This is a genomic window from Pseudomonas sp. NFIX49 (genome assembly GCF_900115915.1).
Lineage (GTDB): Bacteria > Pseudomonadota > Gammaproteobacteria > Pseudomonadales > Pseudomonadaceae > Aquipseudomonas > Aquipseudomonas pharyngis.
The window spans coordinates 326,444-348,776 of the sequence record NZ_FOYE01000005.1 but is presented as its reverse complement, the minus strand read 5'-3'; the positions used below and the strand labels follow the sequence as shown (position 1 = coordinate 348,776).

The window sequence follows — 22,333 nt, the reverse complement described above, 5'->3', positions numbered from 1 at the left end:
GCCTTCGGCCGGTTCGTCCGGCCATTTTTCCTACAACAAGCCACGCATCCTGCGTGGCTTGTTGTTTTTGACGCGCCTGCGGGCGCCCAGAGAGAAGAGGCGCGACGATGAGTGCACTGGTTGGCGTGATCATGGGCTCCAAGTCCGATTGGTCCACCCTTAGCCACACCGCCGATATGCTGGAAAAGCTCGGCATCCCGTACGAGGTCAAGGTGGTTTCCGCCCACCGCACCCCGGATCTGCTGTTCCAGTACGCCGAAGAGGCTGAAGGCCGAGGAATCGAGGTGATTATCGCCGGTGCCGGTGGCGCAGCCCACCTGCCAGGCATGTGTGCGGCCAAGACCCACCTGCCGGTGCTGGGCGTGCCGGTGCAGTCGGCGATGCTTTCGGGCGTCGACTCGCTGCTGTCGATCGTGCAGATGCCGGCCGGTATTCCGGTCGCCACCCTGGCCATCGGCAAGGCCGGTGCGATCAACGCAGCCCTGTTGTCGGCGAGCATCCTGGGCGCCAAGCATCCACAATTCCACGCGGTACTGAAAACCTTCCGTGCCGAGCAGACAGACAGCGTCCTGGACAATCCAGACCCACGTATTGCCTGAGGTTGTTGAGATGAAGATCGGTGTAATCGGTGGCGGCCAGTTGGGTCGCATGTTGGCCCTGGCGGGTACTCCGCTGGGCATGAACTTCGCTTTCCTCGACCCTGCGCCGGACGCTTGCGCCGCTGCGCTGGGCGAACACCTGCGGGCCGATTACGGCGATCAGGATCACCTGCGTCAACTGGCCGATGAAGTCGATCTGGTGACCTTCGAGTTCGAAAGCGTCCCGGCGGAAACCGTAGCTTTCCTTTCGCAATTCGTGCCGGTCTACCCGAGCGCTGAAGCCCTGCGCATCGCCCGCGACCGCTGGTTCGAAAAGAGCATGTTCAAGGACCTGGGGATTCCGACCCCGGCGTTCGCCGACATCCAGTCGCAAGCCGACCTGGACGCCGCCGTTGCGTCGATCGGCCTGCCGGCCGTGTTGAAAACCCGCACCCTGGGTTACGACGGCAAGGGCCAGAAAGTCCTGCGCAAGCCGGAAGACGTGGTCGGTACGTTCGCCGAACTGGGCAGCGTGCCTTGCCTGCTGGAAGGCTTCGTGCCATTCACCGGTGAAGTGTCGCTGATCGCCGTGCGCGCCCGCGATGGCGAGACGAAATTCTATCCACTGGTGCACAACACCCACGACAGCGGCATTCTCAAGCTGTCGGTCGCCAGCTCCGATCACCCGCTGCAGGCCCTGGCCGAAGACTATTCCAGCCGCGTACTCAAGCAGCTGGATTATGTCGGTGTGATGGCGTTCGAGTTCTTTGAAGTCGACGGTGGCCTCAAGGCCAACGAAATCGCCCCGCGCGTGCACAACTCCGGGCACTGGACCACCGAAGGCGCCGAGTGCAGCCAGTTCGAAAACCACCTGCGGGCCGTTGCCGGTCTGCCGCTGGGCTCGACCGCCAAGGTCGGCGAGAGCGCGATGCTCAACTTCATCGGTGTGGTGCCACCGGTCGAGAAGGTCATCGCCATCGACGATTGCCACCTGCATCACTACGGCAAGGCCTTCAAGGCCGGGCGCAAGGTCGGTCACGCCAACCTGCGCTGCAAGGACAAGGCGACCCTCGAGCAGCAGATCCTCAAGGTCGAAGCGCTGATCGCCGAGTAACGACAGTTTCATCCGGCAACGGCGGAACCATTGCGGGGCCGCCGTTCTCTGATGGCAGGATGCGAAAGTCTGGCTAGGCTTCATCGCATATCTACCATTCAGAGGAAATGCCATGGGAATTATCGGAACCATCTTTATCGGCCTCATCGTCGGCCTGCTGGCGCGGTTCCTGAAACCGGGCGATGACAGCATGGGCTGGATCATGACCATCCTGCTCGGTATCGGCGGTTCGCTGGCAGCCACCTACGGCGGCCAGGCCCTGGGCATCTATCAGGCCGGTCAGGGCGCAGGTTTCATCGGTGCGCTGGTTGGCGCCATCGTATTGCTGGTGATCTACGGCCTGATCAAAAAGAACTGATTCAAAGCGACAAAGTCCTCTCCGCCAATCCGGCGGGGAGGGCTAAAATGCTCGGCGATTCAGCGTCCCCTCCCTTTTCGAGCATCCTTTACCGAGCACCTTCATGCGCCGTCTTCTGTTGACTCTCCTTTTGCTGGGCAGCGGTATGGCCCACGCCGGCGAACTGCCGGAAACCGACTGGCTGGAACTGATGCCCAAGTCGGACCAGAAAGCCCTCGAGGCCATGCCTGAAATCGACCACAACTCCCCGGAAGCCACCGGCACCTTCACCCAGAAAGGCGGGATGAAGCAGGCCAAAGGTTTGCCGGCGGTGATGTATTCGACCAAGACCGTGGCGTCGATGAATGACAAACACATCCGCATCGGCGGTTATCCGGTGCCGCTGGAATCCGACGCCAAGGGTCGCAGCACGCTGTTCTTCCTGGTGCCGTACCCGGGCGCGTGCATCCATGTTCCGCCACCGCCACCGAATCAACTGGTGCTGGTGCGCTATCCGAAGGGTTTGAAGCTGGACGATATCTACACGCCGTTATGGGTGACCGGCACGCTGAAGATCGAAAAGGTCAGCAATGACCTGGCCGATGCGGCGTATGCGCTGGAAGCGGACAAGGTGCGGGTGGTGCAGGAATCGGATCTGTAATTCAGACCCGCAAAAAAAACGCAGCCTCAGGGCTGCGATTTTTGTTTTCAGAGTGGCTCGCTGCCAATACTGACACCCATTGTGTGACCGGCATCCGGCGCCAGAGTCATCACATCACTCATCACGTTCGCCGTCTCGATGCACAGCATGCGCTGCCAGCCGTCGTTATCCATGTCGCTGAGCGCGGCGGCGCGGTCTATCCACGGGTTCCAGATCACCGCCGTGCGTGAACCGGTAGCGGTCAGCACGATGCGCCGTTCCCAGGCCGGGTCGACGATGCTCAGTTGCGACGGAGCGTCGAGATAGATGCGGTCGATTTCCCCGGCAAAACGCAGGTCGCCTTGCTGGGTGTGAGTCTTCCAGTCGTCCAGGGTCTCGATGTAATCCAGGCCATCCACGCCTTCGACGCGCACGTTGCGCACATCGCTGACCGCGAAATAGCTGTGCAGCGCCTGGCTGATGCTGACGGTGTCGGCGCCACGGTTGTGGCTGGTCAGGCTGATGTGCAACTGATCGTCGAGGCGCAGGGTCAGGGTCAGGTCGACCTGATGCGACCAGCCCGGAAAACCGCCTTCGGGGTAGGGCAGGGTGAACTCCACCTTCAGGCTTTCACCTTCGGTTTCGATGCCGCCTAGTTCCCAATCCATCGCCCGGACAAACCCGTGGGCGGCGGCCGGTTCCTCGCTGACGCGCATCGCCTGCACGCTCTGCGGGTTGCGTTCGAACTTGCCGAACCACGGCCAGCACACCGGCACACCGGCGCGGATGCTCTGGCCGGTCTTGAACACGGCCTTGTCGTTCAGCCAGATGATCGGCGGCTGGCCGTCCACCTGATAACTGAGGATGTGCGCGCCTTGCTGGGCCACCAGCACTTCGGCCTGACCGTGGCGGATGCGCCAGCAGTTCAGTTCATCCAGTTTCACGGCTTCAACGTTGGGCGTGTTCATGGGACAACTCTCGATCAGCAACTTGGACGACTATCGACCGTGAAACGGTCGCGAGGTTTAACGTGCGCGTGGCGGAACCGAGCGGGTGCGACCGCTGCCATCGATGGCAACGAACACGAACACCGCTTCGGTCACTTTACGCCACTCGCTGGACAGCGGGTCGTCGCTCCACACCTCGACCATCATCTGGATCGAGCTGCGGCCGATTTCCAGGGTCTGGGTATAAAAGGACAATTGCGCGCCGACAGCCACCGGCACCAGAAACGCCATGCGGTCGATGGCGACGGTCGCGACACGGCCACCGGCAACACGGCTGGCCATGGCCGTGCCGGCCAGGTCCATCTGTGCGACCAGCCAACCGCCGAAAATATCGCCGAAGCCGTTGGTTTCGCGGGGAAGTGCGGTGATTTGCAGGGCCAGGTCGCCTTGCGGGATCGGATCTTCTTGTTCGAGCTCTATCATGCCGGGGGTGCCTCTGACCCGTGACTCTTCGTTGGTGCTGCTGGTGGTAGCCGTCTTCGGGAAAAACGATTCAGCACCGAACATACTACGTTCGTCACGTTTTCCATCAGGCGCCTAAGGAGAAACTCTGCGAAACCGGCTAATCCCGAGCAAAGGCCGGGCCAACGACGTTTTCGCACAGCAACCCCCTACAAACCGGAGCAAGGTTGCGAGTATATCGGTCGGTAGACTCCGCGACGACCGTCCGGTTCTGATTTCGACCGGCAAATACGCACCTCTATGTGCTTTTTCGAACAATTTGCTATGGTGCCGAACCTGCCCGAGCCACAGCCAGCGTTGTTGTGGCGGCAGATCCGACTATAAGAGAAGACCTTGCCATGACCACAGCGCCCTCGAGCCTCGCGCAGCCCGACCAACCCGCACGACCGTTGACCCGCAATGACTACAAGACTCTGTCGCTATCGGCCCTGGGGGGCGCGCTGGAGTTTTACGATTTCATCATCTTCGTGTTCTTCGCCACCGTGGTCGGCAAATTGTTCTTCCCGGCCGACATGCCCGAGTGGCTGCGCCTGATGCAGACCTTCGGCATCTTCGCCGCCGGCTACCTCGCGCGGCCGCTGGGCGGGATCGTCATGGCGCACTTCGGCGACCTGCTGGGGCGCAAGAAGATGTTCACCCTGAGCATTTTCATGATGGCGGTGCCGACCCTGATCATGGGCCTGTTGCCGACCTACGCGCAGATCGGCCTGTGGGCGCCGATCCTGCTGCTGTTGATGCGCGTGATTCAGGGCGCGGCGATTGGCGGTGAGGTGCCGGGGGCGTGGGTCTTCGTTTCCGAACACGTACCCGGCAAGCACATCGGCTACGCCTGCGGCACCCTGACCAGCGGCCTGACGGCAGGCATCCTGCTGGGATCGCTGGTCGCCACCGCGATCAACAGCCTCTATACGCCAACGGAAGTTTCGGATTACGCCTGGCGGATCCCGTTCCTGCTGGGTGGCGTGTTCGGCCTGTTCTCGGTTTACCTGCGCCGCTGGCTGCACGAAACCCCGGTGTTCGCCGAACTGCAACAGCGCAAGGCGCTGGCCGAAGAAGTGCCGCTGCGCGCCGTGCTGCGTGACCATCGCGGGGCGATCGCAGTGTCGATGCTGCTGACCTGGCTGCTGTCCGCCGGTATCGTCGTGGTGATCCTGATGACCCCGACCGTGCTGCAAACGGTCTATCACTTCTCGCCGACCACCGCGCTGCAATCCAATAGCCTCGCGATCGTATTCCTGAGCTTCGGCTGCATCATTTCCGGCGCGCTGGCGGATCGTTTTGGTGCCGGTCGCGTGTTTGTGTTCGGCTGCGCGGCTCTGCTTGCCAGCTCCTGGACGTTCTATCACAGCCTCGCCGATCACCCGAACTGGCTGTTCCCGCTGTACGCGTTGACCGGTTTCCTGGTCGGCACCATTGGCGCGGTGCCTTATGTGATGGTGAAGGCTTTCCCGCCGGTGGTGCGCTTCAGCGGTCTGTCCTTCTCTTATAACGTCGCTTACGCGATCTTCGGCGGCCTGACCCCGATGGTCGTCAGCCTGCTGCTGAAAGAAAGCGCGATGGGGCCGGCCTACTATGTGGCGGTGCTGTGCGGGATGGGGATCCTGGTCGGCGCGTGGTTGTGGAAGAAGGGACGCTGATTTAGTTCCAGAACTCAGGGCTTTCGCCAGCGCGAAAGCCTTGTTTCACACTCGCCAATCGGCAGGCGAGCACCGTGTTCGAGCATGTGAGCCAAAGCATTTGCAGCTTCTGTTTCGTCGATGACTTGGTGCTCTACCATTAAATCGAGCAGCCATAGCGCGCCGTGTACCTGTAACCCATCTCTTTGGGCCTGACGGCGCAACCTGCCATCTCCGGTGAGTAAAGGACGGCCCGTTTCCTGCGCAAGCAAGTAGCAGGAGACGTCGGCTAAAGAGCTGTTGTTGTGCTCGATCCTCAGCCCCGACAATCTTATTACACCTGCCTCATCGAACGATTCGACAATCAACCCTCGGTCGAGCAGCTCGTCGTGTGAAAAGTCGTCGAGTTCGTACATTACGAAGTCAGTGCAACACAGCGTAAACGGCAAGCTGAACATCTGCTCCAGCAATCCGGCATTTCTGAAGTCGATCCAGATATTTGTATCACTGATATAGATCAGACTCATGCACTCTCCAGTGAGCCCAAGAAATTGGGGTCAAGTGCGCTCACTGGTTTGCGCAGGAGTTCAGCAGCCCGCGACTTGGTGATCAATCCTTCTGCCAATCCCCAGAACACCAGGGAATCAAAGCGCTGGGGCGGTTTGCACGGCATAGGTTCGGGCTCTGCTTTGCGCCAGCCGTTGGCACTGAATTGAATAGTGAGGGATTTGTAGCCACTTTCGCTAAGTAGCTTCAGATCCTTCAGTCGTCTCAACGCAGCGTGCATCGATATTCCGTATTGGCGTTTGGCGATCAGTAGCTCTCGTGGATGGACTCTGGACCGGGGATGGCTGCCGAAATCGCCGGTTACGCTTTTGGCGGGATAGAGAAATGCGCCGGCAAAGCGGTGACAACAGTTTTCTTTGTCTCTCTCCGGCATGTCTCCAGGCAACGCCATAACCCAATGGCCGAGCTCATGAGCAGCCGTAAATCTGATTCGCTCACCTGGACGGTCAGCATTCAAAGCAATTAGTACATGTTCGCCGTCACCGGTAGCAGCACAAGCGCCATCGAAATCATCTGGGCCGTTCAGCATTGCAACCTTGATGCTGTGCTCTTCCAGTTGCTCAGTCAGATTGGCGATGGGATCGCTACCGATTCCCCAAAACTGGCGAAGCTTCTCGGCTGCCAGCTCAGCCTCCTCAAGGGTTGAAACAGGGAGCATCTGTGCGGGGGTAGCAGGGGTCTGGATATCTGCAGGATCGAAACATTGCTCAAGTGAAATGTAGCGCTCGAGATGTTCCCGAATTTTTTCTTCAACTTGAGCTTGGCGATACTTGGGCATTCTGGCCAGCTTTCGAAACTCAAGAGGTGCCAGAGGAATAACCTCCGCGCGGAAAAAATATTCGGGGCTGACCTGAAGTGCCTTGGCCAGTTGCAGCAGGCGAGAAGAGTTTGGAGTGCTCAACCCTTTCTCATATTTGCTTAACGCTTGTTTGGTGATGTCGCCAAGCTGGGCCGCCAGACCCTCTAGGGTGAGGCCTCGTTGCAGGCGGGCGCGGCGAATTCGGTCGTTTATCATGAGTTCCTCTCGTGGTTGACAAGGCTATCTTTTGGATTCGATTTGTCAACCTGCTGCGGAATTCATTTTTTGCGACACCTCGGATGCTGGCCTTTCATCCAATTGTCATATTTCAGCCATAGAGTGTTCACACGGCCTGCTGATACTTGGCCCCGACTTAACACACCCTATCTGCTAGGAGTAAGGCATGAAACTGAAGCGTTTGATGGCGGCAATGACTTTTGTCGCTGCTGGCGTTGCGACTGCCAACGCGGTTGCCGCTGTTGACCCTGCGATCCCGAGCTACACCAAGACCACTGGTGTGTCGGGCAACCTGTCCAGCGTCGGCTCCGATACCCTGGCCAACCTCATGACCCTCTGGGCTGAGAACTACAAAAAAGAATACCCGAACGTAAACATCCAGATTCAGGCCGCTGGCTCCGCCACCGCACCACCTGCGCTGACTGAAGGCACCTCCAACCTGGGCCCGATGAGCCGCAAGATGAAGGACACCGAACTGGCGGCCTTCGAACAGAAATACGGCTACAAGCCAACCGCTATCCCGGTTGCCGTGGACGCCCTGGCTGTCTTCGTACACAAGGACAACCCGATCCAGCACCTGACCATGGAACAGGTTGACGCAATCTTCTCGTCCACCCGTCTGTGCGGCGCCAAAGCCGACGTGAAAACCTGGGGCGACCTGGGCGTGACCGGCGACCTGGCGAACAAGCCGGTTCAGCTGTTTGGCCGTAACTCGGTATCCGGCACCTACGGCTACTTCAAGGAAGAAGCCCTGTGCAAAGGCGACTACAAGCCTAACGTCAACGAACAACCAGGCTCGGCTTCGGTCGTGCAGTCGATCAGCTCCTCGCTGAACGGCATCGGTTACTCGGGCATCGGCTACAAGACCGCCAGCGTGAAAACCGTGGCCCTGGCCAAGAAAGGCAGCTCGGACTTCATCGAAGACACCGAAGAAAACGCCCTGAACGGCAAGTACCCGCTGTCGCGTTTCCTGTACGTATACGTCAACAAGGCCCCGAACAAGCCTCTGGCCCCGCTGGAAGCCGAGTTCGTGAAACTGATTCTGTCGAAACAGGGTCAGGAAGTGGTCGTGAAAGACGGTTACATCCCACTGCCGGCCAAGGTTGCTGCGAAAGCACTGGCTGACCTGGGTCTGCAGGAAGGCGGCGCTGAAGTCGCAAAAAAGTAACAAACTGAGTCAGGGGTGAACCCCGCCTGACTCACGTGTGGGGCCCGGCCCGCAAGCGGCCTGGCCCCCACACTCCCCGAATTCTTCTATCCACTGCCAGTGCCCTGCTGGCGGCGGATTTGGTGCGTCACTGCATTGTCATCTTTCTGTCATACAGGATCGCTAGGGTGTGCGCATGAATGATCTGGCCAATTCCAAAATGACTACGAACCCTCCCAAGCGCATTGACTTCAATACGCCTGAGTTGCAACGCAAGCGCCGCATTCGCGCGCTCAAGGATCGCTTCACTCGCTGGTACGTCCTCGTCGGCGGTCTGGCGGTACTGGCAGCCATCACCCTGATCTTCTTCTTCCTCGCCTACGTCGTCGCGCCGCTGTTCAAGGGTGCCGACCTGACCGCGAAAGATGCACTCACCCCGGCCTGGATGCAGGACGCCGGCAAGCCACTGATGATTTCGCTCGAAGAGCAGAATCAGGTGGCCATGCGCGTTTCCGACAAGGGCCAGGCGCTGTTCTTCGACATCGACAGTGGCGCTGAACTGAAGCGCGTCGATCTGCCCTTGCCGGCAGGCGCCAGTGTGACCTCCATCGGCGAAGACCAGCCGGGCCATCCGCTGGTGGCCGTGGGACTGTCCAACGGTCAGGCGCTGGTGTTCCGTCACACTTATAAAGTCAGCTACCCGGATGGCAAGAAAACCATCACTCCGGCCATCGAGTATCCGTACGGCGAGACACCGATCGCGCTCAACGAAAGCGGCGGGGCGCTGGAGCACGTCAGCCTCAACGCCACCGACTCGACCCTGATGCTGGTTGGCTCCACCGGTTCGCAACTCAACGTGTTGTCGCTGACCAGCGAAGAAAACATGATGACCGGCGAAGTCACCAACGAGCAGAAGCGTATCGATCTGCCGCAGATGACCGAGCCGGTGAAAAACATCTTCGTCGACCCGCGCCAGCAGTGGCTGTACGTGGTAAACGGGCGTGCCCAGGCCGACGTGTTCAGCCTGCGCGACAAGAGCCTCAACGGTCGCTACAAGCTGCTGGAAAACGCTGACGCTGAAGTCACTGCGACTACGCAACTGGTCGGTGGTATCTCGCTGATCGTCGGTGACTCCAAAGGTGGCCTGGCCCAGTGGTTCATGGCCCGCGACACCGATGGCGAACTGCGCCTGAAGCAGATCCGCACCTTCCAGATGGGCACCACGCCGATCGTTGAAATTTCCGCCGAAGAACGTCGCAAGGGCTTCCTGGCCCTGGATGCCAGCGGCAAGCTCGGCGTGTTCCACAGTACCGCGCACCGCACCTTGCTGGTCGATCAAGTCGTCGAAGGCCAGGGCCTGTTCGGCCTGTCGCCGCGCGCCAACCGCGTGATTGTCGAAGCCGGCGGCAAGCTGCAACCGCTGCTGCTCGACAACCCGCACCCGGAAGTCTCGTGGAGCGCACTGTGGAGCAAGGTCTGGTACGAGAACTACGACGAGCCTAAATACGTCTGGCAATCGACCGCCGCCAACACCGATTTCGAACCGAAACTGAGCCTGTCGCCACTGACCTTCGGCACCCTGAAAGCCGCGTTCTACGCGATGCTGCTGGCTGCTCCGCTGGCCGTCGCCGCGGCGATCTACACCGCGTACTTCATGGCCCCGGGCATGCGCCGCAAGGTCAAACCGGTGATCGAGCTGATGGAAGCGATGCCGACGGTGATCCTCGGCTTCTTCGCCGGTCTGTTCCTCGCGCCTTATGTAGAAGGGCATCTGCCGGGCATCTTCAGCCTGCTGATGCTGCTGCCGATCGGCATTCTGATCGCCGGTTTCACCTTCAGCCGCCTGCCTGAATCGATCCGCCTGAAAGTCCCGGACGGCTGGGAAAGTGCACTGCTGATTCCGGTGATCCTGTTCGTGGGCTGGCTGTCGTTGTACATGAGCCCGTTCATGGAGAACTGGTTCTTCGGCGGTGACATGCGCATGTGGATCTCTCACGACCTGGGCATCACCTACGACCAGCGCAACGCTCTGGTGGTCGGTCTGGCCATGGGTTTTGCGGTGATCCCGAACATCTACTCGATCGCCGAAGACGCCGTGTTCAGCGTGCCGCGCGGCCTGACCCTGGGCTCGCTGGCCCTCGGTGCCACGCCATGGCAGACCATGACTCGCGTGGTGATCCTGACCGCCAGCCCGGGCATCTTCTCGGCGCTGATGATCGGCATGGGCCGTGCGGTCGGCGAAACCATGATCGTGCTGATGGCCACCGGCAACACCCCGGTCATGGAAATGAACCTGTTCGAAGGCCTGCGCACCCTGGCCGCCAACGTCGCGGTGGAAATGCCGGAGTCGGAAGTCGGCGGCAGCCACTACCGCGTGCTGTTCCTCTCGGCGCTGGTGCTGCTGTTGTTCACCTTCGTCATGAACACCCTCGCGGAACTGATTCGTCAGCGTCTGCGCAAGAAATACTCGTCGCTTTAAGCAAAGGTAGAAGTCTGTGAAACAGAACTCCCTGAAAGGATGGTTCAAGAGCGGCGCCCCCGGCGTCTGGATCAGCGGCGGCGCGGTGTCCATCGCGGTCATCATGACCATTGGCCTGCTGGCGGTGATCGCCGTGCGCGGTCTGGGTCACTTCTGGCCGGCGGATTTGATCCACGCCAGCTATGACGTACCGGGCCAGGGCCAGCATCTGGTCGTGGGCGAAGTGGTGCAGAAAGAAGAAGTGCCGCGCGCCCGTCTGAAGAGCGCCGGCCTGCCGGTGCCGGACGAAGGTCCGGAATTCATGACCCGCGAGCTGATCAAGGTCGGCAATCGTGACCTGAACGGCAACGACTTCACCTGGATCGTCGGCGAGTGGCTGACCAACCAGACCACGCCGGTGGAACTGATGGCGCTGGAGCGTCGTGAGTGGGGCAACTTCTACGGCTACCTGGTCAACGTCAAACAGGACGGCAAGGTGATCGCCGAAGGCGAAGCCGCCTGGCCTGAGCTGCAAGCGCGGATCAACCGTGTGAACGGCCTCGCCTCGCAGCTCAAGTCGCTGGAAAAAACCGACATCGGCGCGATCAACGCCGGCCTCGAGCGCATCCGTCTGCACGGTCGCAAGCTGGAGCTGGAAGGCAAGCTCGACGCCACCGCGCAAGCGGACATGGAATCCGAGCGCGCCGAGCTGAACGCCCGCTATCAGGACATCGAAGCCCGTCTGGCCGACCTGCACGCCCAGTTCAACCGTGACGCTTTGACCGCTCGTGATGCGAACGGCAAGGAAATCGAAATCGGCCTGGGTAAAGTGGTTCACGCCTACCAGCCGAACGCGATGGGGACGTTCACCAAGATCGGTTTCTACTTCAGCAAGGTCTGGGAATTCCTGTCCGACGACCCGCGTGAAGCGAACACCGAAGGCGGGATTTTCCCGGCGATCTTCGGCACCGTGATGATGACCCTGATCATGGCGATGATCGTGACCCCGTTCGGCGTGTTGGCGGCGGTGTACCTGCGTGAATACGCCAAGCAGAACACCCTGACCCGGGTGATCCGGATCGCGGTGAACAACCTGGCGGGTGTTCCGGCGATTGTTTACGGCGTGTTCGGTCTGGGCTTCTTCGTCTACGTGCTCGGTGGCTCGCTCGACCGTCTGTTCTTCCCGGAAGCGCTGCCGGCACCGACCTTCGGTACGCCGGGTCTGCTCTGGGCTTCGTTGACCCTGGCGCTGCTGGCGGTGCCGGTGGTGATCGTGGCCACCGAAGAAGGTCTGGCGCGTATCCCGCGCACCGTGCGTGAGGGCTCGCTGGCCCTCGGTGCGACCAAGGCTGAAACCCTGTGGAAGATCGTTCTGCCGATGGCCAGTCCGGCCATGATGACCGGCATGATCCTCGCCGTGGCTCGCGCCGCCGGTGAAGTGGCGCCGCTGATGCTGGTGGGTGTGGTGAAACTGGCGCCGTCGCTGCCGGTGGACGGCAACTACCCGTACCTGCACCTGGATCAGAAGATCATGCACCTGGGCTTCCACATCTACGACGTCGGCTTCCAGAGCCCGAACGTCGAGGCCGCGCGGCCGCTGGTGTACGCCACGGCGCTGTTGCTGGTGCTGGTGATCGCCACCCTGAACCTGTCGGCGGTGTACATCCGTAACCACCTGCGCGAGAAGTACAAAGCTCTAGACAGCTAAAGCCATTAGCCACAAGCGGCAAGCTACAAGCCGCTTTTGCTCAAACTTGCAGCTTGCAGCTAGAAGCTTGCAGCTACGAACGGAGTGAGACCCATGCAGCACGAAACACATACCCACGGCATCAACATGTCTGCCCTGGGCCGCGACAAGCAGAGCCTGAACCTCGAGCAGGAAACCGTGGCCATCGAAGTACCGGGCCTGAGCCTGTACTACGGCGAGAAACAGGCGCTGTTCGACGTCAGCATGAACATCCCGAAACAGCGCGTGACCGCCTTCATCGGCCCGTCCGGCTGCGGCAAGTCCACGCTGCTGCGTACCTTCAACCGCATGAACGACCTGGTGGACGGCTGCCGTGTCGAAGGCGCGATCAACCTGTACGGCAACAATATCTACCGCAAGGGCGAAGACGTGGCCGAGCTGCGTCGCCGGGTCGGCATGGTGTTCCAGAAGCCTAACCCGTTCCCCAAGACCATCTACGAAAACGTGGTCTACGGCCTGCGCATCCAGGGCATCAACAAGAAGCGCATCCTCGACGAAGCCGTCGAGTGGGCACTGAAAGGTGCGGCCCTGTGGGACGAAGTGAAAGACCGTCTGCATGACTCGGCCCTCGGCCTGTCCGGTGGTCAGCAGCAGCGTCTGGTGATCGCCCGCACCATCGCCGTGGAACCGGAAGTGCTGCTGCTCGACGAACCGTGCTCGGCACTTGACCCGATCTCGACCCTGAAAGTCGAAGAGCTGATCTACGAGCTCAAATCCAAGTTCACCATCGTCATCGTTACCCACAACATGCAACAGGCGGCGCGGGTGTCCGACTACACGGCGTTCATGTACATGGGCAAACTGGTGGAATTCGGCGACACCGATACCCTGTTCACCAATCCGGCCAAGAAGCAGACCGAAGACTACATCACAGGGCGATACGGCTAGCCGTACAGCTGCAAGCGGCAAGCTTCAAGCGGCAAGTTAGAAGCGATGCGGCAGGGAACACCACATAACAGCTTGCAGCTCGTAGCTTGCAGCTCTTGGTTAAACGCTTTTTCGGAGCGAACGCATGATTTCCAAAGAAGGCCTCACTCATCACATTTCCGCGCAGTTCAACGCCGAACTGGAAGAAGTGCGCAGCCACCTGCTGGCCATGGGCGGGCTGGTCGAGAAGCAGGTCAACGACGCGGTCACCGCGCTGATCGAGGCCGACTCGGGCCTGGCCCAGCAAGTGCGCGAGATCGACGACCAGATCAACCAGATGGAACGCAACATCGACGAAGAATGCCTGCGCATTCTGGCCCGTCGTCAGCCGGCGGCCTCCGACCTGCGTCTGATCATCAGCATCTCCAAGTCGGTGATCGACCTGGAGCGTATCGGCGACGAAGCGACCAAGATCGCCCGCCGTGCGATCCAGTTGTGCGAAGAAGGCGAAGCGCCGCGCGGTTACGTCGAGGTTCGCCACATCGGCGACCAGGTGCGCAACATGGTCCGCGATGCGCTGGACGCCTTTGCACGCTTCGACGCCGACCTGGCGTTGTCGGTGGCGCAGTACGACAAGATCATCGACCGCGAATACAAGACCGCCCTGCGCGAGCTGGCGACCTACATGATGGAAGACCCACGCTCTATCTCGCGGGTCTTGAGCATTATCTGGGTGCTGCGTTCGCTGGAGCGGATCGGCGACCACGCGCGCAACATCTCGGAGCTTGTGATTTATCTGGTGCGCGGCACCGATGTGCGGCACATGGGCCTCAAGCGCATGAAGGAAGAAGTTGAAGGGACAAGTGGCGAAACCGCTAATGTTCCGGGCGATGCTGACGATAAGTAAGATTGCCTGAGAAAAGCGCCCGGCCCTTTGGCCGGGCGTTTTTGTTTCTGCTTCTCATAGGCAGAACCGAAATAAAAAGCAGCACCCGCGAACGAAAAGTCCCGGCGTGACTGAAGAGTTTTGGCAATGTGCCATCAGCCAGCGTTATGCTTGCCGGGATTTTAATAGGGGTGTTGGATGAGCAAGATCAGTGTGTTGGTCGTGGACGATGCATCGTTCATTCGTGACCTGGTGAAAAAGTGCCTGCGTAATTACTTCCCGGGGATCCGCACCGAGGACGCCATCAATGGCAAGAAGGCTCAGGCCATGCTGGCCAAGGAAGCCTTCGACCTGGTGCTGTGCGACTGGGAAATGCCGGAAATGTCCGGTCTCGAACTGCTGACCTGGTGCCGTGAGCAGGACAACCTCAAGACCATGCCATTCATCATGGTCACCAGCCGGGGCGACAAGGAAAACGTCGTGCAGGCGATCCAGGCCGGCGTTACCGGTTACGTCAGCAAGCCGTTCACCAACGAGCAACTGCTGACCAAGGTCAAGCAGGCCCTGAACAAGGTCGGCAAACTCGACACCCTGATGAACAGCGCCCCGACCAAGATGAACTCGGCGTTCGGCAACGACTCCCTGAGCGCGTTGACCGGTGGCAAGGCTGCCGTGGTTGGTTCTCCACCGACGGCTGCGGCAGTGAATCCGTTTGCCAAGCCTGCCGCTGCGGCCCCGGCACCTGCCGCCGCGCCACAGCGTGGCCTGCTCAACAGCCCGCCTGTGAAAGCCCCGGCAGCCTCCAGCGCTCCGGCCGGCGGTCGCGGTCAGGGTCAACTGCGCCTGCCAAGCGGCACCCAGCAATGCGTGATCAAGGCCCTGAGCATCAAGGAAGCGCTGCTGGTGGTGAAACGCACCGACACCCTGCCGCAGATCCTCGACAGCGCCGTGCTCGATCTGGAGCAGGGCGACAACGCCGAAATCGCCCGTCTCAACGGCTACCTGCACGCCGTCGTTGCCCACGAACCGAAACCCGACAGCGACTGGCTGCAACTGACCTTCCGCTTCGTCGACCAGGACGCGCAGAAGCTCGACTACATCTCCCGCCTGATCGCCCGCGGCACGGCGCAGAAGCACTTCGTTCCGGGCGCGTAAGCGTCGTTTTACGCTGATCGTTCCCACGCTCCGCGTGGGAATGCCTCAAGGGACGCTCTGCGTCCCCACGCAGAGCGTGGGGACGATCATCTCCTGCACCTGCCATTTTGAAACATCTGTCGACTAGCCTGGTCTGCTTCAGCTGCTAGGCTCATTCCCAGGCCTTACTCGACAGAACTTTTGCCCATGCCCCTGCGCCTGCTGTTTTTCTGTGGTCTGTTCATGGCCTCCACCTCGACGGTGGCCATGACGATCTACAAATCCACCGATGCCAACGGAGTGGTTTCGTACAGCGACCGTCCGAGCAAAGGCTCCCAGGTGTTCGTGTTTCAGGACCGGATGGTCGAGCGCCTGGAGCGCCAGGTCTATCTCGACATCAAGAAGCAGAAGGGCGCGGACGTGGTGTTCGTGCGCAACGACCTGTATGCGCCGGTCGAGGTTGCCCTGGCGTTTACCGGGATGAGCAACGTGCGCGGCGCACCGGCGCAAACGATTCGCCGGGTGCTGCCGGCGCGCAGCAATACGCGGCTGGCGTTGCTGACGCCGGTATCCGGTGGCAAACCGCTGGTGTACACGCCGATGTTCCAGTATTCCCTCGGCGATCCGGCTGGCGCGGCTCAGGGCTATCGTTATCCGTTTCCATGGCGTGGCGGGCCGTTTCGCCTGAGTCAGGGCGCCAATGGTGATTACAGCCACTTCGGGCCGAAGAACAAATACGCGATGGACATTGCCATGCCGGTCGGCACGCCGATCATCGCGGCGCGCGCCGGGGTGGTGGTGAAGACCGAGAATTCCCAGAACGGACGCGGCACGGATCCGTCCGGCAACTTCGTGCGGATCCTGCACGACGACGGCACGATGGGCGTGTACCTGCATCTCAAACAAGGGTCGGTGAGTGTGCGCGAGGGGCAGCGAGTGGCGGTGGGCAGTCCGCTGGCGCTGTCCGGCAACACCGGCAACAGCAGCGGCCCGCACCTGCACTTCGTGGTGCAGCGCAATACCGGGATGGGGCTGGTGTCGATTCCGTATCAGTTCAACCGGCCGCTGGGGGCGTTGCCCAACTTTGCGCTGGGCAAGCAGTAAACCCCGTCAGTCGAGCATCAGCACCTTGGCCAGAATGATCTTCGGACCTTTCATCTTTTTGATGATGATCCGCAGGCCTTCGACTTCCAGCACTTCTTCCTCTTCCGGCACCCGTTTCAGGGTTTCGTAGATCAGCCCGGCGAGGGTTTCGGCTTCGATGTGATCCAGGTCGATCCCCAGCAGGCGCTCGACCTTGAACAGCGGCGTATCGCCCCGCACCAGCAACTTGCCCGGCTGGTAGGCGAGGATGCCGCGCTCGGCCTTGCGGTGTTCGTCCTGGATGTCGCCGACCAGAACTTCCAGCACGTCTTCCATGGTCAGGTAGCCGATGATGTTGCCGTCGGCTTCTTCAACCACAGCGAAGTGCGAGCCGCCCTTGCGGAACTGTTCCAGCAGCTGCGACAGCGGCATGTGCCGCGACACGCGTTCCAGCGGGCGGGTCAGTTCGGCGAGGTTGAACGACTCGGGAATGTGATCCAGCGCCGCCAGCTCCAGCAGCAGATCCTTGATGTGCAGCAGGCCGACGAACTCCTTGCGCTCGCTGTCGTACACCGGATAACGGCTGAACTTGTGGCGACGGAACATCGCCAGGATTTCTTTCAGCGGGGCGTTGAATTCGAGGGTAATCAGGTCTTCCCGGGAGTTGGCCCAGTCGACCACTTCCAGTTCGCCCATTTCCACCGCCGAGGCCAGCACGCGCATGCCCTGGTCGCTCGGGTCCTGACCACGGCTGGAGTGCAGGATCAGTTTCAGTTCTTCACGGCTGTAATGGTGCTCGTGATGCGGGCCGGGTTCACCTTGTCCTGCAATGCGCAGGATGGTGTTGGCGCTGGCGTTGAGCAGGTAGATCGCCGGGTACATGGCCCAGTAGAACAGGTACAGCGGCACCGCCGTCCACAGCGACAGCAGCTCGGGTTTGCGGATCGCCCAGGATTTGGGTGCGAGCTCGCCGACCACGATGTGCAGGTACGAAATGATGAAGAACGCGGTGAAGAACGAGATGCCTTTGACGACTTCCGCCGACTGCACGCCGACCGCGCTCAGCAGCGGTTCGAGAATGTGCGCGAACGCCGGCTCGCCGACCCAGCCCAGGCCGAGGGAGGCGAGGGTGATACCGAGCTGGCACGCCGAGAGGTAAGCATCGAGCTGACTGTGCACCGTGCGCAGGATGTGCCCGCGCCAGCCGTGCTGTTCAGCGATGGCTTCGACCCGGGTCGAGCGCAGTTTGACCATGGCGAATTCCGCCGCAACGAAGAAGCCGTTGAGCAGAACCAGGATCAGAGCGAAAAGAATCATGCCGAAATCGGCGAATATTGTTGCGAGGGACAAGCCAGGGGAAGGGTCCATGATGGAGTTTTGCGGGTTCCGTGTGATTCGAAAGAAAGAAAAATCCGCACCTGAAAGGCAGGCGCAAGTCAGCCAATGTAGCGGCTGACCTGGCGATTGCCTAGTCCGGCATTACTCAGTGGCGCTGATGACCCGTGCCTGAGCGACCTGCGCCGGGGCGAAATGGCAGGTGAAGGTGCTGCCATGACCGGGCACGCTGCTGATCTCCATCCGTGCGCGATGGCGCAGCAGCACGTGTTTGACGATGGCCAGGCCCAGGCCGGTGCCGCCGGTGTTGGAGTTGCGGCTGGAGTCGACGCGGTAGAAGCGTTCGGTCAGGCGCGGCAGGTGTTTGCTGTCGATGCCGATCCCGGAATCCTGCACGCTGAGGTGTGCGCCTTGATCGTCGCCCCACCAGCGAATGCTGATATTGCCTTCGGCCGGGGTGTATTTGACCGCGTTGAACACCAGGTTGGAAAACGCACTGCGCAGTTCCGCCTCGCTGCCCTTGAGCAGAATGCTGGTGTCGGCTTCCAGGGTGATTTTCTGATTCTTCGATCCTGACAGCTGCTGCGCGTCGCTCTTGATCGACTGCAACAGGGTGTCGATGTGCACCGGCTGGTTGTCCGACGGGTAGTCGGTGGCTTCCAGCTTGGCCAGCAGCAGCAGGTCGTTGAGCAGGGTCTGCATGCGTCCGCCCTGTTGCTGCATCTGCTGCAGGGCACGGCTCCAGCGCGGGTTCACTTCCTCGACGTTGTCGAGCAGGGTTTCCAGGTAGCCGCAGATCACCGTCAGTGGGGTGCGCAGCTCATGGGAGACGTTGGCGATGAAGTCCTTGCGCATCTGTTCCAACTGATGGATGCGCGTGACGTCGCGGACCAGCATCAGGTGCTCGTTGTTGCCGTACCGCGTGAGGTACAGCTGGATGCGTACGCGATCGTTGGTCGGCGAAGGGATTTCCAGCGGCTCGGCGTAGCTTTCCTGCTCGAAGTATTCCTTGAAACGCGGATGGCGGACCAGGTTGGTTACCGGTTGGCCGCTGTCCTGCGGGGTCTTGAGGCCGAGCAGGGTTTCGGCGGCGCGGTTCCACCACTCCAGGTTGCCGTCGCTGTCGAGCATGATCACCGCGTCTTTCAGCGCGGCGGTGGACTCCTGAACGCGGTCGATCACCGCTTGCAGGCGTCCGCGTACCCGTTGGTCGCGGCGTTGCAGGTGGTAGATGCTGTCGAACACCTCGCCCCACAGGCCGTAGCCGTCGGGCGGTGCTTCATCGGGTTGGTGCAGGCGCAGCCATTCGTGCAGGCGCAGCAGTTGCTTGAGCGTCCAGGCCAGATAAAGGCCCAAGCCCGCCGCCAGGCTCCAGCCGTAGTAGCCGGTGATCAGGCCGATCACCAGGCAGCCGGTGACCAGCAACAGCATGTGGCGAATCAGGGTGCCATGCCAGTTTTGGTTCACGGAACGTCCTTAAACGCAGCGTCGAGTGTCGAGCTGCAAGCTTCAAGCTAAAGCGGATCGGCTTTTACTTGCCGCTTGTAGCTAGAAGCTTGCAGCTGCCTATTTATGCTTTGGTGGAGAACCGGTAGCCGGTGCCGCGCACGGTTTGTACCAGATTTTCGTAGGCGTCGCCGAGAGCCTTGCGCAGGCGCCGGATGTGCACGTCGACGGTGCGCTCTTCAACATAGACGTTGCCGCCCCAGACCTGGTCCAGCAACTGGCCACGGGTGTAGGCGCGTTCCTGGTGGGTCATGAAGAATTGCAGCAGGCGGTATTCGGTCGGGCCCATCTCGGCCGGACGGCCATCGATGGTCACGCGGTGGCTGATCGGGTCGAGCAGCAGGCCGCCGACTTCGATCGGCGCTTCGCCATCGGTCGGGCCGGCGCGACGCAGCACGGCCTTGAGGCGTGCCACCAGTTCGCGGGGGGAAAACGGTTTGGTGATGTAGTCGTCGGCGCCGACTTCCAGGCCCTGGATCTTGTTGTCCTCTTCGCCCTTGGCAGTGAGCATGATGATCGGGATGTCCCCGGTCAGCTCGTCACGCTTGAGGCGGCGGGCCAGCTCGATGCCGGAAGTGCCGGGCAGCATCCAGTCGAGCAGGATCAGGTCCGGTTTGCGGTCGACGATGATGGCGTGGGCCTGCTGCGAGTTCTCTGCCTCGAGGCAGTCATAGCCGGCCATTTCCAACGCAACGGCGATCATTTCGCGAATGGGCGCTTCGTCGTCGACGATCAGAATGCTCCTGCCAACCATGCCTTAATCCTCTTGTCATTTAACTGTCTTGCGCCGCATTAGATAACGGAATTATTGCAGTCGTGTGACAGTATTTTAGTCCGGCGGCGATTGTGCGAATCCTGAACTAAGCTCTAAGTCCGAATCCTGACAACCACAAGAGAAGGTTTCCATGACTCAAATGACTGCTTCCTTTAAGGCTTTGCTGATGGCTGCTGCCCTGACTCTGCCCGGACTGGCGATGGCGGCCGAGCCGGCCATGATGAAAGACGGAATGATGGTCGACCACAAGGGCATGACGCTTTACACGTTCGACAAGGACAGTGGCGGCAAGTCGATGTGCAACGACGATTGCGCCAAGAACTGGCCGCCGTTGATGGCGCCGGCGGATGCCAAGGCTGAAGGTAAATGGACAGTCATCAAACGCGATGACGGCATGATGCAGTACGCCTACGACGGCAAGCCGCTGTACACCTTCGTGAAGGACGAGAAGCCCGGAGAAATGAAGGGCGATGGCATGAAGGACGTGTGGCACGTGGTTCACGAGCACAAGTAATTCATTGGCAGTGAATCAGGATCGCGGCCCGCAGGCATTGCCTCGGGCCGCGATTTCTTGAGATCAGCGCAACGCGTAATCCAGCACGATCCCTACGAAAATCGCCAAACCGGCCCAATGGTTGTGCAGGAACGCCTTGAAGCAACGCATCCGGTCCCGGTCCCGGGTGTACCAGAATTCCCAGGCGTAGCACCCGGCGGCTACCAGCAGGCCGAGGTGGAACCAGATTCCCAGCTCGAATTTCGACCCCGCCAGCACCAGACAGCCCAGCGACAGCGCCTGCAAGGTCAGGATGATCACCCGGTCTGCATCGCCGAACAGGATCGCCGTGGATTTCACGCCGATCTTCAGGTCATCGTCGCGGTCGGTCATTGCGTAATAAGTGTCGTAGCCCACCGTCCACAGCAGATTGGCGATCCACAGCAGCCAGGCGGTTGCCGGCAGCTCACCGGTTTCGGCGGTGAACGCCATCGGCATGCCCCAGGAGAACGCCGCGCCCAGCACCACTTGCGGGTAATAGGTGTAACGCTTCATGAACGGGTAGGTGAACGCCAGCGCCAGACCGCCCAGCGACAGCCAGATGGTCGCGGCGTTGGTGCACAGCACCAGCAGGAAACTCACGCCCATCAGCAGCGCGAAGAACACCAGTGCCTCTTTCGAGCTGATCCTGCCGGCAGCGATAGGTCGCTGCGCAGTGCGTTTGACGTGGCCGTCGACCTTGCGGTCGGCCCAGTCGTTGATCACGCAGCCGCCGGCACGGGTCAGCACCACGCCGAGGACGAAAATCACGATATTGGCCAGCGACGGCGAGCCTTTGCCGGCAATCCACAGCGCCCAGAGCGTCGGCCACAGCAGCAGGTAAATGCCGATCGGCTTGTCCATCCGGGTCAGCTGGATGAAGTCCCAGGCACGCGGGTTCAAGCGATTCAGGGATTTGAGCAGACTTTGGTACATCAGCAGTTCTCCGGACGGGCGCGGACGGCATCCCACAGCGTAGGCAGGAAAATCTCCGCCACCAGTACGCTTAATGCATCACGGTCGAAACGCGAACGCCGTCCCCACAGGCCGGCAGCCCGGGAGCCTTCCGGCAACCAGTGTTCCGGGTAATGGCAGACTTCGATGGCGCGGCGCTGGAAGGCGTGATCGCAAAACAGCAGTTCGCCCAGCGAGCGGCTGCCCAGTTCATCCATGTGCAAGCCGTCGCCCTGCAAGGCACTGCGCGACGCCACGCTGCGGGCGAACACCCAGGCCTGGCCATGCCCGCGCAGATACACCTCGCGCACCCAGCCCTCGCTGCCTTCGGCCAGGTCCAGCGCGGCGCATTCGTCGTCTCGCAGGGTCTGCCAGCCTTCGAACAGCGGCGTCACGCTGAAGCCGTCATCGGACAGGCGCGTCAGCCGGCGGGTCAGGGAGCCTTCGTCGAACAGCCAGTCGCGCGTGGATGTGTCGGGGAGGGGTGTCAGTTCGCTTTGCGGGCGCCACAGCGGAGCGTTTGTGTGTTGCACAATGAGTCATTATTGGCAG

Annotated in this window: 22 protein-coding genes; 13 read left to right on the top strand and 9 right to left on the bottom strand. The window is 60.9% G+C overall.

Annotated elements, in window-relative coordinates; genetic code table 11:
* Positions 1–107: 107 nt before the first annotated feature.
* From purE to BMZ46_RS16545, 4 genes are all read left to right on the top strand, one after another.
* Positions 108–599 (top strand): 5-(carboxyamino)imidazole ribonucleotide mutase, encoded by a 492-nt coding sequence (gene purE, locus BMZ46_RS16560; protein ID WP_007954291.1) that lies wholly within the window; start codon positions 108–110, stop codon positions 597–599.
* 10 nt (positions 600–609) lie between these two features.
* Positions 610–1,692 carry a 5-(carboxyamino)imidazole ribonucleotide synthase gene (locus BMZ46_RS16555; protein ID WP_011336621.1) on the top strand — a complete coding sequence of 361 codons (1,083 nt, stop codon included), beginning with the start codon at positions 610–612 and terminating at the stop codon, positions 1,690–1,692.
* 112 nt (positions 1,693–1,804) lie between these two features.
* The gene (locus tag BMZ46_RS16550) at positions 1,805–2,050 is read left to right on the top strand and encodes a GlsB/YeaQ/YmgE family stress response membrane protein (protein WP_003229635.1); all 246 of its coding nucleotides are present in this window, start codon (positions 1,805–1,807) and stop codon (positions 2,048–2,050) included.
* A gap of 103 nt (positions 2,051–2,153) precedes the next feature.
* Positions 2,154–2,690 carry a DUF3299 domain-containing protein gene (locus BMZ46_RS16545; protein WP_039765102.1) on the top strand — a complete coding sequence of 179 codons (537 nt, stop codon included), beginning with the start codon at positions 2,154–2,156 and terminating at the stop codon, positions 2,688–2,690.
* A 47-nt stretch (positions 2,691–2,737) separates the two neighbouring features.
* On the opposite strand, the gene BMZ46_RS16540 is transcribed toward BMZ46_RS16545, so the two are convergent.
* Positions 2,738–3,637, bottom strand: coding sequence for a D-hexose-6-phosphate mutarotase (locus BMZ46_RS16540; protein WP_074689919.1), 900 nt, complete (start codon positions 3,635–3,637; stop codon positions 2,738–2,740).
* A 57-nt stretch (positions 3,638–3,694) separates the two neighbouring features.
* Positions 3,695–4,099 (bottom strand): acyl-CoA thioesterase, encoded by a 405-nt coding sequence (locus BMZ46_RS16535; protein ID WP_003229628.1) that lies wholly within the window; start codon positions 4,097–4,099, stop codon positions 3,695–3,697.
* A 377-nt stretch (positions 4,100–4,476) separates the two neighbouring features.
* Between BMZ46_RS16535 and BMZ46_RS16530 the strand changes: the two genes are divergently transcribed.
* Positions 4,477–5,775, top strand: coding sequence for an MFS transporter (locus BMZ46_RS16530; protein ID WP_074689921.1), 1,299 nt, complete (start codon positions 4,477–4,479; stop codon positions 5,773–5,775).
* Between the two features lie 14 nt (positions 5,776–5,789).
* Here the strand turns inward: BMZ46_RS16530 and BMZ46_RS16525 are convergent, their stop codons facing one another.
* Positions 5,790–6,281 (bottom strand): PIN domain-containing protein, encoded by a 492-nt coding sequence (locus tag BMZ46_RS16525; RefSeq protein WP_039765106.1) that lies wholly within the window; start codon positions 6,279–6,281, stop codon positions 5,790–5,792.
* Positions 6,278–7,336 carry a helix-turn-helix domain-containing protein gene (locus tag BMZ46_RS16520; RefSeq protein ID WP_039765108.1) on the bottom strand — a complete coding sequence of 353 codons (1,059 nt, stop codon included), beginning with the start codon at positions 7,334–7,336 and terminating at the stop codon, positions 6,278–6,280. Before BMZ46_RS16520 ends, BMZ46_RS16525 begins: the two co-directional genes overlap by 4 nt.
* A 187-nt stretch (positions 7,337–7,523) precedes the next feature.
* Here BMZ46_RS16520 and BMZ46_RS16515 point away from each other — a divergent pair, with 187 nt between their 5' ends.
* From BMZ46_RS16515 to BMZ46_RS16485, 7 genes are all read left to right on the top strand, one after another.
* A complete protein-coding gene (locus BMZ46_RS16515) occupies positions 7,524–8,525 on the top strand; it encodes a phosphate ABC transporter substrate-binding protein PstS (RefSeq protein WP_039765110.1) in 1,002 nt (333 codons plus the stop codon).
* A 424-nt stretch (positions 8,526–8,949) separates the two neighbouring features.
* Positions 8,950–10,983, top strand: a complete 2,034-nt coding sequence (locus tag BMZ46_RS16510; protein WP_170844920.1) for an ABC transporter permease subunit — start codon at positions 8,950–8,952, stop codon at positions 10,981–10,983.
* A 16-nt stretch (positions 10,984–10,999) separates the two neighbouring features.
* Positions 11,000–12,670, top strand: a complete 1,671-nt coding sequence (gene pstA, locus BMZ46_RS16505; protein WP_074689923.1) for a phosphate ABC transporter permease PstA — start codon at positions 11,000–11,002, stop codon at positions 12,668–12,670.
* 93 nt (positions 12,671–12,763) lie between these two features.
* Positions 12,764–13,597, top strand: a complete 834-nt coding sequence (pstB, locus tag BMZ46_RS16500) for a phosphate ABC transporter ATP-binding protein PstB (RefSeq protein WP_007954333.1) — start codon at positions 12,764–12,766, stop codon at positions 13,595–13,597.
* Between the two features lie 124 nt (positions 13,598–13,721).
* Positions 13,722–14,483, top strand: coding sequence for a phosphate signaling complex protein PhoU (phoU, locus tag BMZ46_RS16495; protein WP_007954334.1), 762 nt, complete (start codon positions 13,722–13,724; stop codon positions 14,481–14,483).
* Positions 14,484–14,660: 177 nt separating this feature from the next.
* Positions 14,661–15,617 (top strand): response regulator, encoded by a 957-nt coding sequence (locus BMZ46_RS16490; RefSeq protein WP_039765117.1) that lies wholly within the window; start codon positions 14,661–14,663, stop codon positions 15,615–15,617.
* 186 nt (positions 15,618–15,803) lie between these two features.
* Complete coding sequence (locus BMZ46_RS16485; protein WP_039765119.1) at positions 15,804–16,700, top strand: peptidoglycan DD-metalloendopeptidase family protein; 897 nt, start codon at positions 15,804–15,806, stop codon at positions 16,698–16,700.
* Between the two features lie 6 nt (positions 16,701–16,706).
* Here BMZ46_RS16485 and BMZ46_RS16480 read toward each other — a convergent pair whose 3' ends face one another.
* From BMZ46_RS16480 to phoB, 3 genes are all read right to left on the bottom strand, one after another.
* A complete protein-coding gene (locus BMZ46_RS16480; RefSeq protein ID WP_007954342.1) occupies positions 16,707–18,047 on the bottom strand; it encodes a hemolysin family protein in 1,341 nt (446 codons plus the stop codon).
* Between the two features lie 111 nt (positions 18,048–18,158).
* Positions 18,159–19,445, bottom strand: a complete 1,287-nt coding sequence (gene phoR / locus BMZ46_RS16475) for a phosphate regulon sensor histidine kinase PhoR (RefSeq protein WP_254778420.1) — start codon at positions 19,443–19,445, stop codon at positions 18,159–18,161.
* 139 nt (positions 19,446–19,584) lie between these two features.
* Positions 19,585–20,274: a phosphate regulon transcriptional regulator PhoB gene (phoB, locus tag BMZ46_RS16470; protein ID WP_003229608.1), complete on the bottom strand. Its 690-nt coding sequence runs from the start codon at positions 20,272–20,274 to the stop codon at positions 19,585–19,587.
* A gap of 151 nt (positions 20,275–20,425) precedes the next feature.
* Between phoB and BMZ46_RS16465 the strand changes: the two genes are divergently transcribed.
* Positions 20,426–20,809, top strand: coding sequence for a COG4315 family predicted lipoprotein (locus BMZ46_RS16465; RefSeq protein ID WP_064600493.1), 384 nt, complete (start codon positions 20,426–20,428; stop codon positions 20,807–20,809).
* A 63-nt stretch (positions 20,810–20,872) separates the two neighbouring features.
* On the opposite strand, the gene ubiA is transcribed toward BMZ46_RS16465, so the two are convergent.
* Both ubiA and BMZ46_RS16455 read right to left on the bottom strand, forming a co-directional pair.
* Positions 20,873–21,763 (bottom strand): 4-hydroxybenzoate octaprenyltransferase, encoded by an 891-nt coding sequence (ubiA, locus tag BMZ46_RS16460; protein ID WP_074689927.1) that lies wholly within the window; start codon positions 21,761–21,763, stop codon positions 20,873–20,875.
* Positions 21,763–22,314, bottom strand: a complete 552-nt coding sequence (locus BMZ46_RS16455; RefSeq protein ID WP_074689928.1) for a chorismate--pyruvate lyase family protein — start codon at positions 22,312–22,314, stop codon at positions 21,763–21,765. The genes ubiA and BMZ46_RS16455 overlap by 1 nt, the downstream gene beginning before the upstream one ends.
* Between the last annotated feature and the right edge of the window lie 19 nt (positions 22,315–22,333).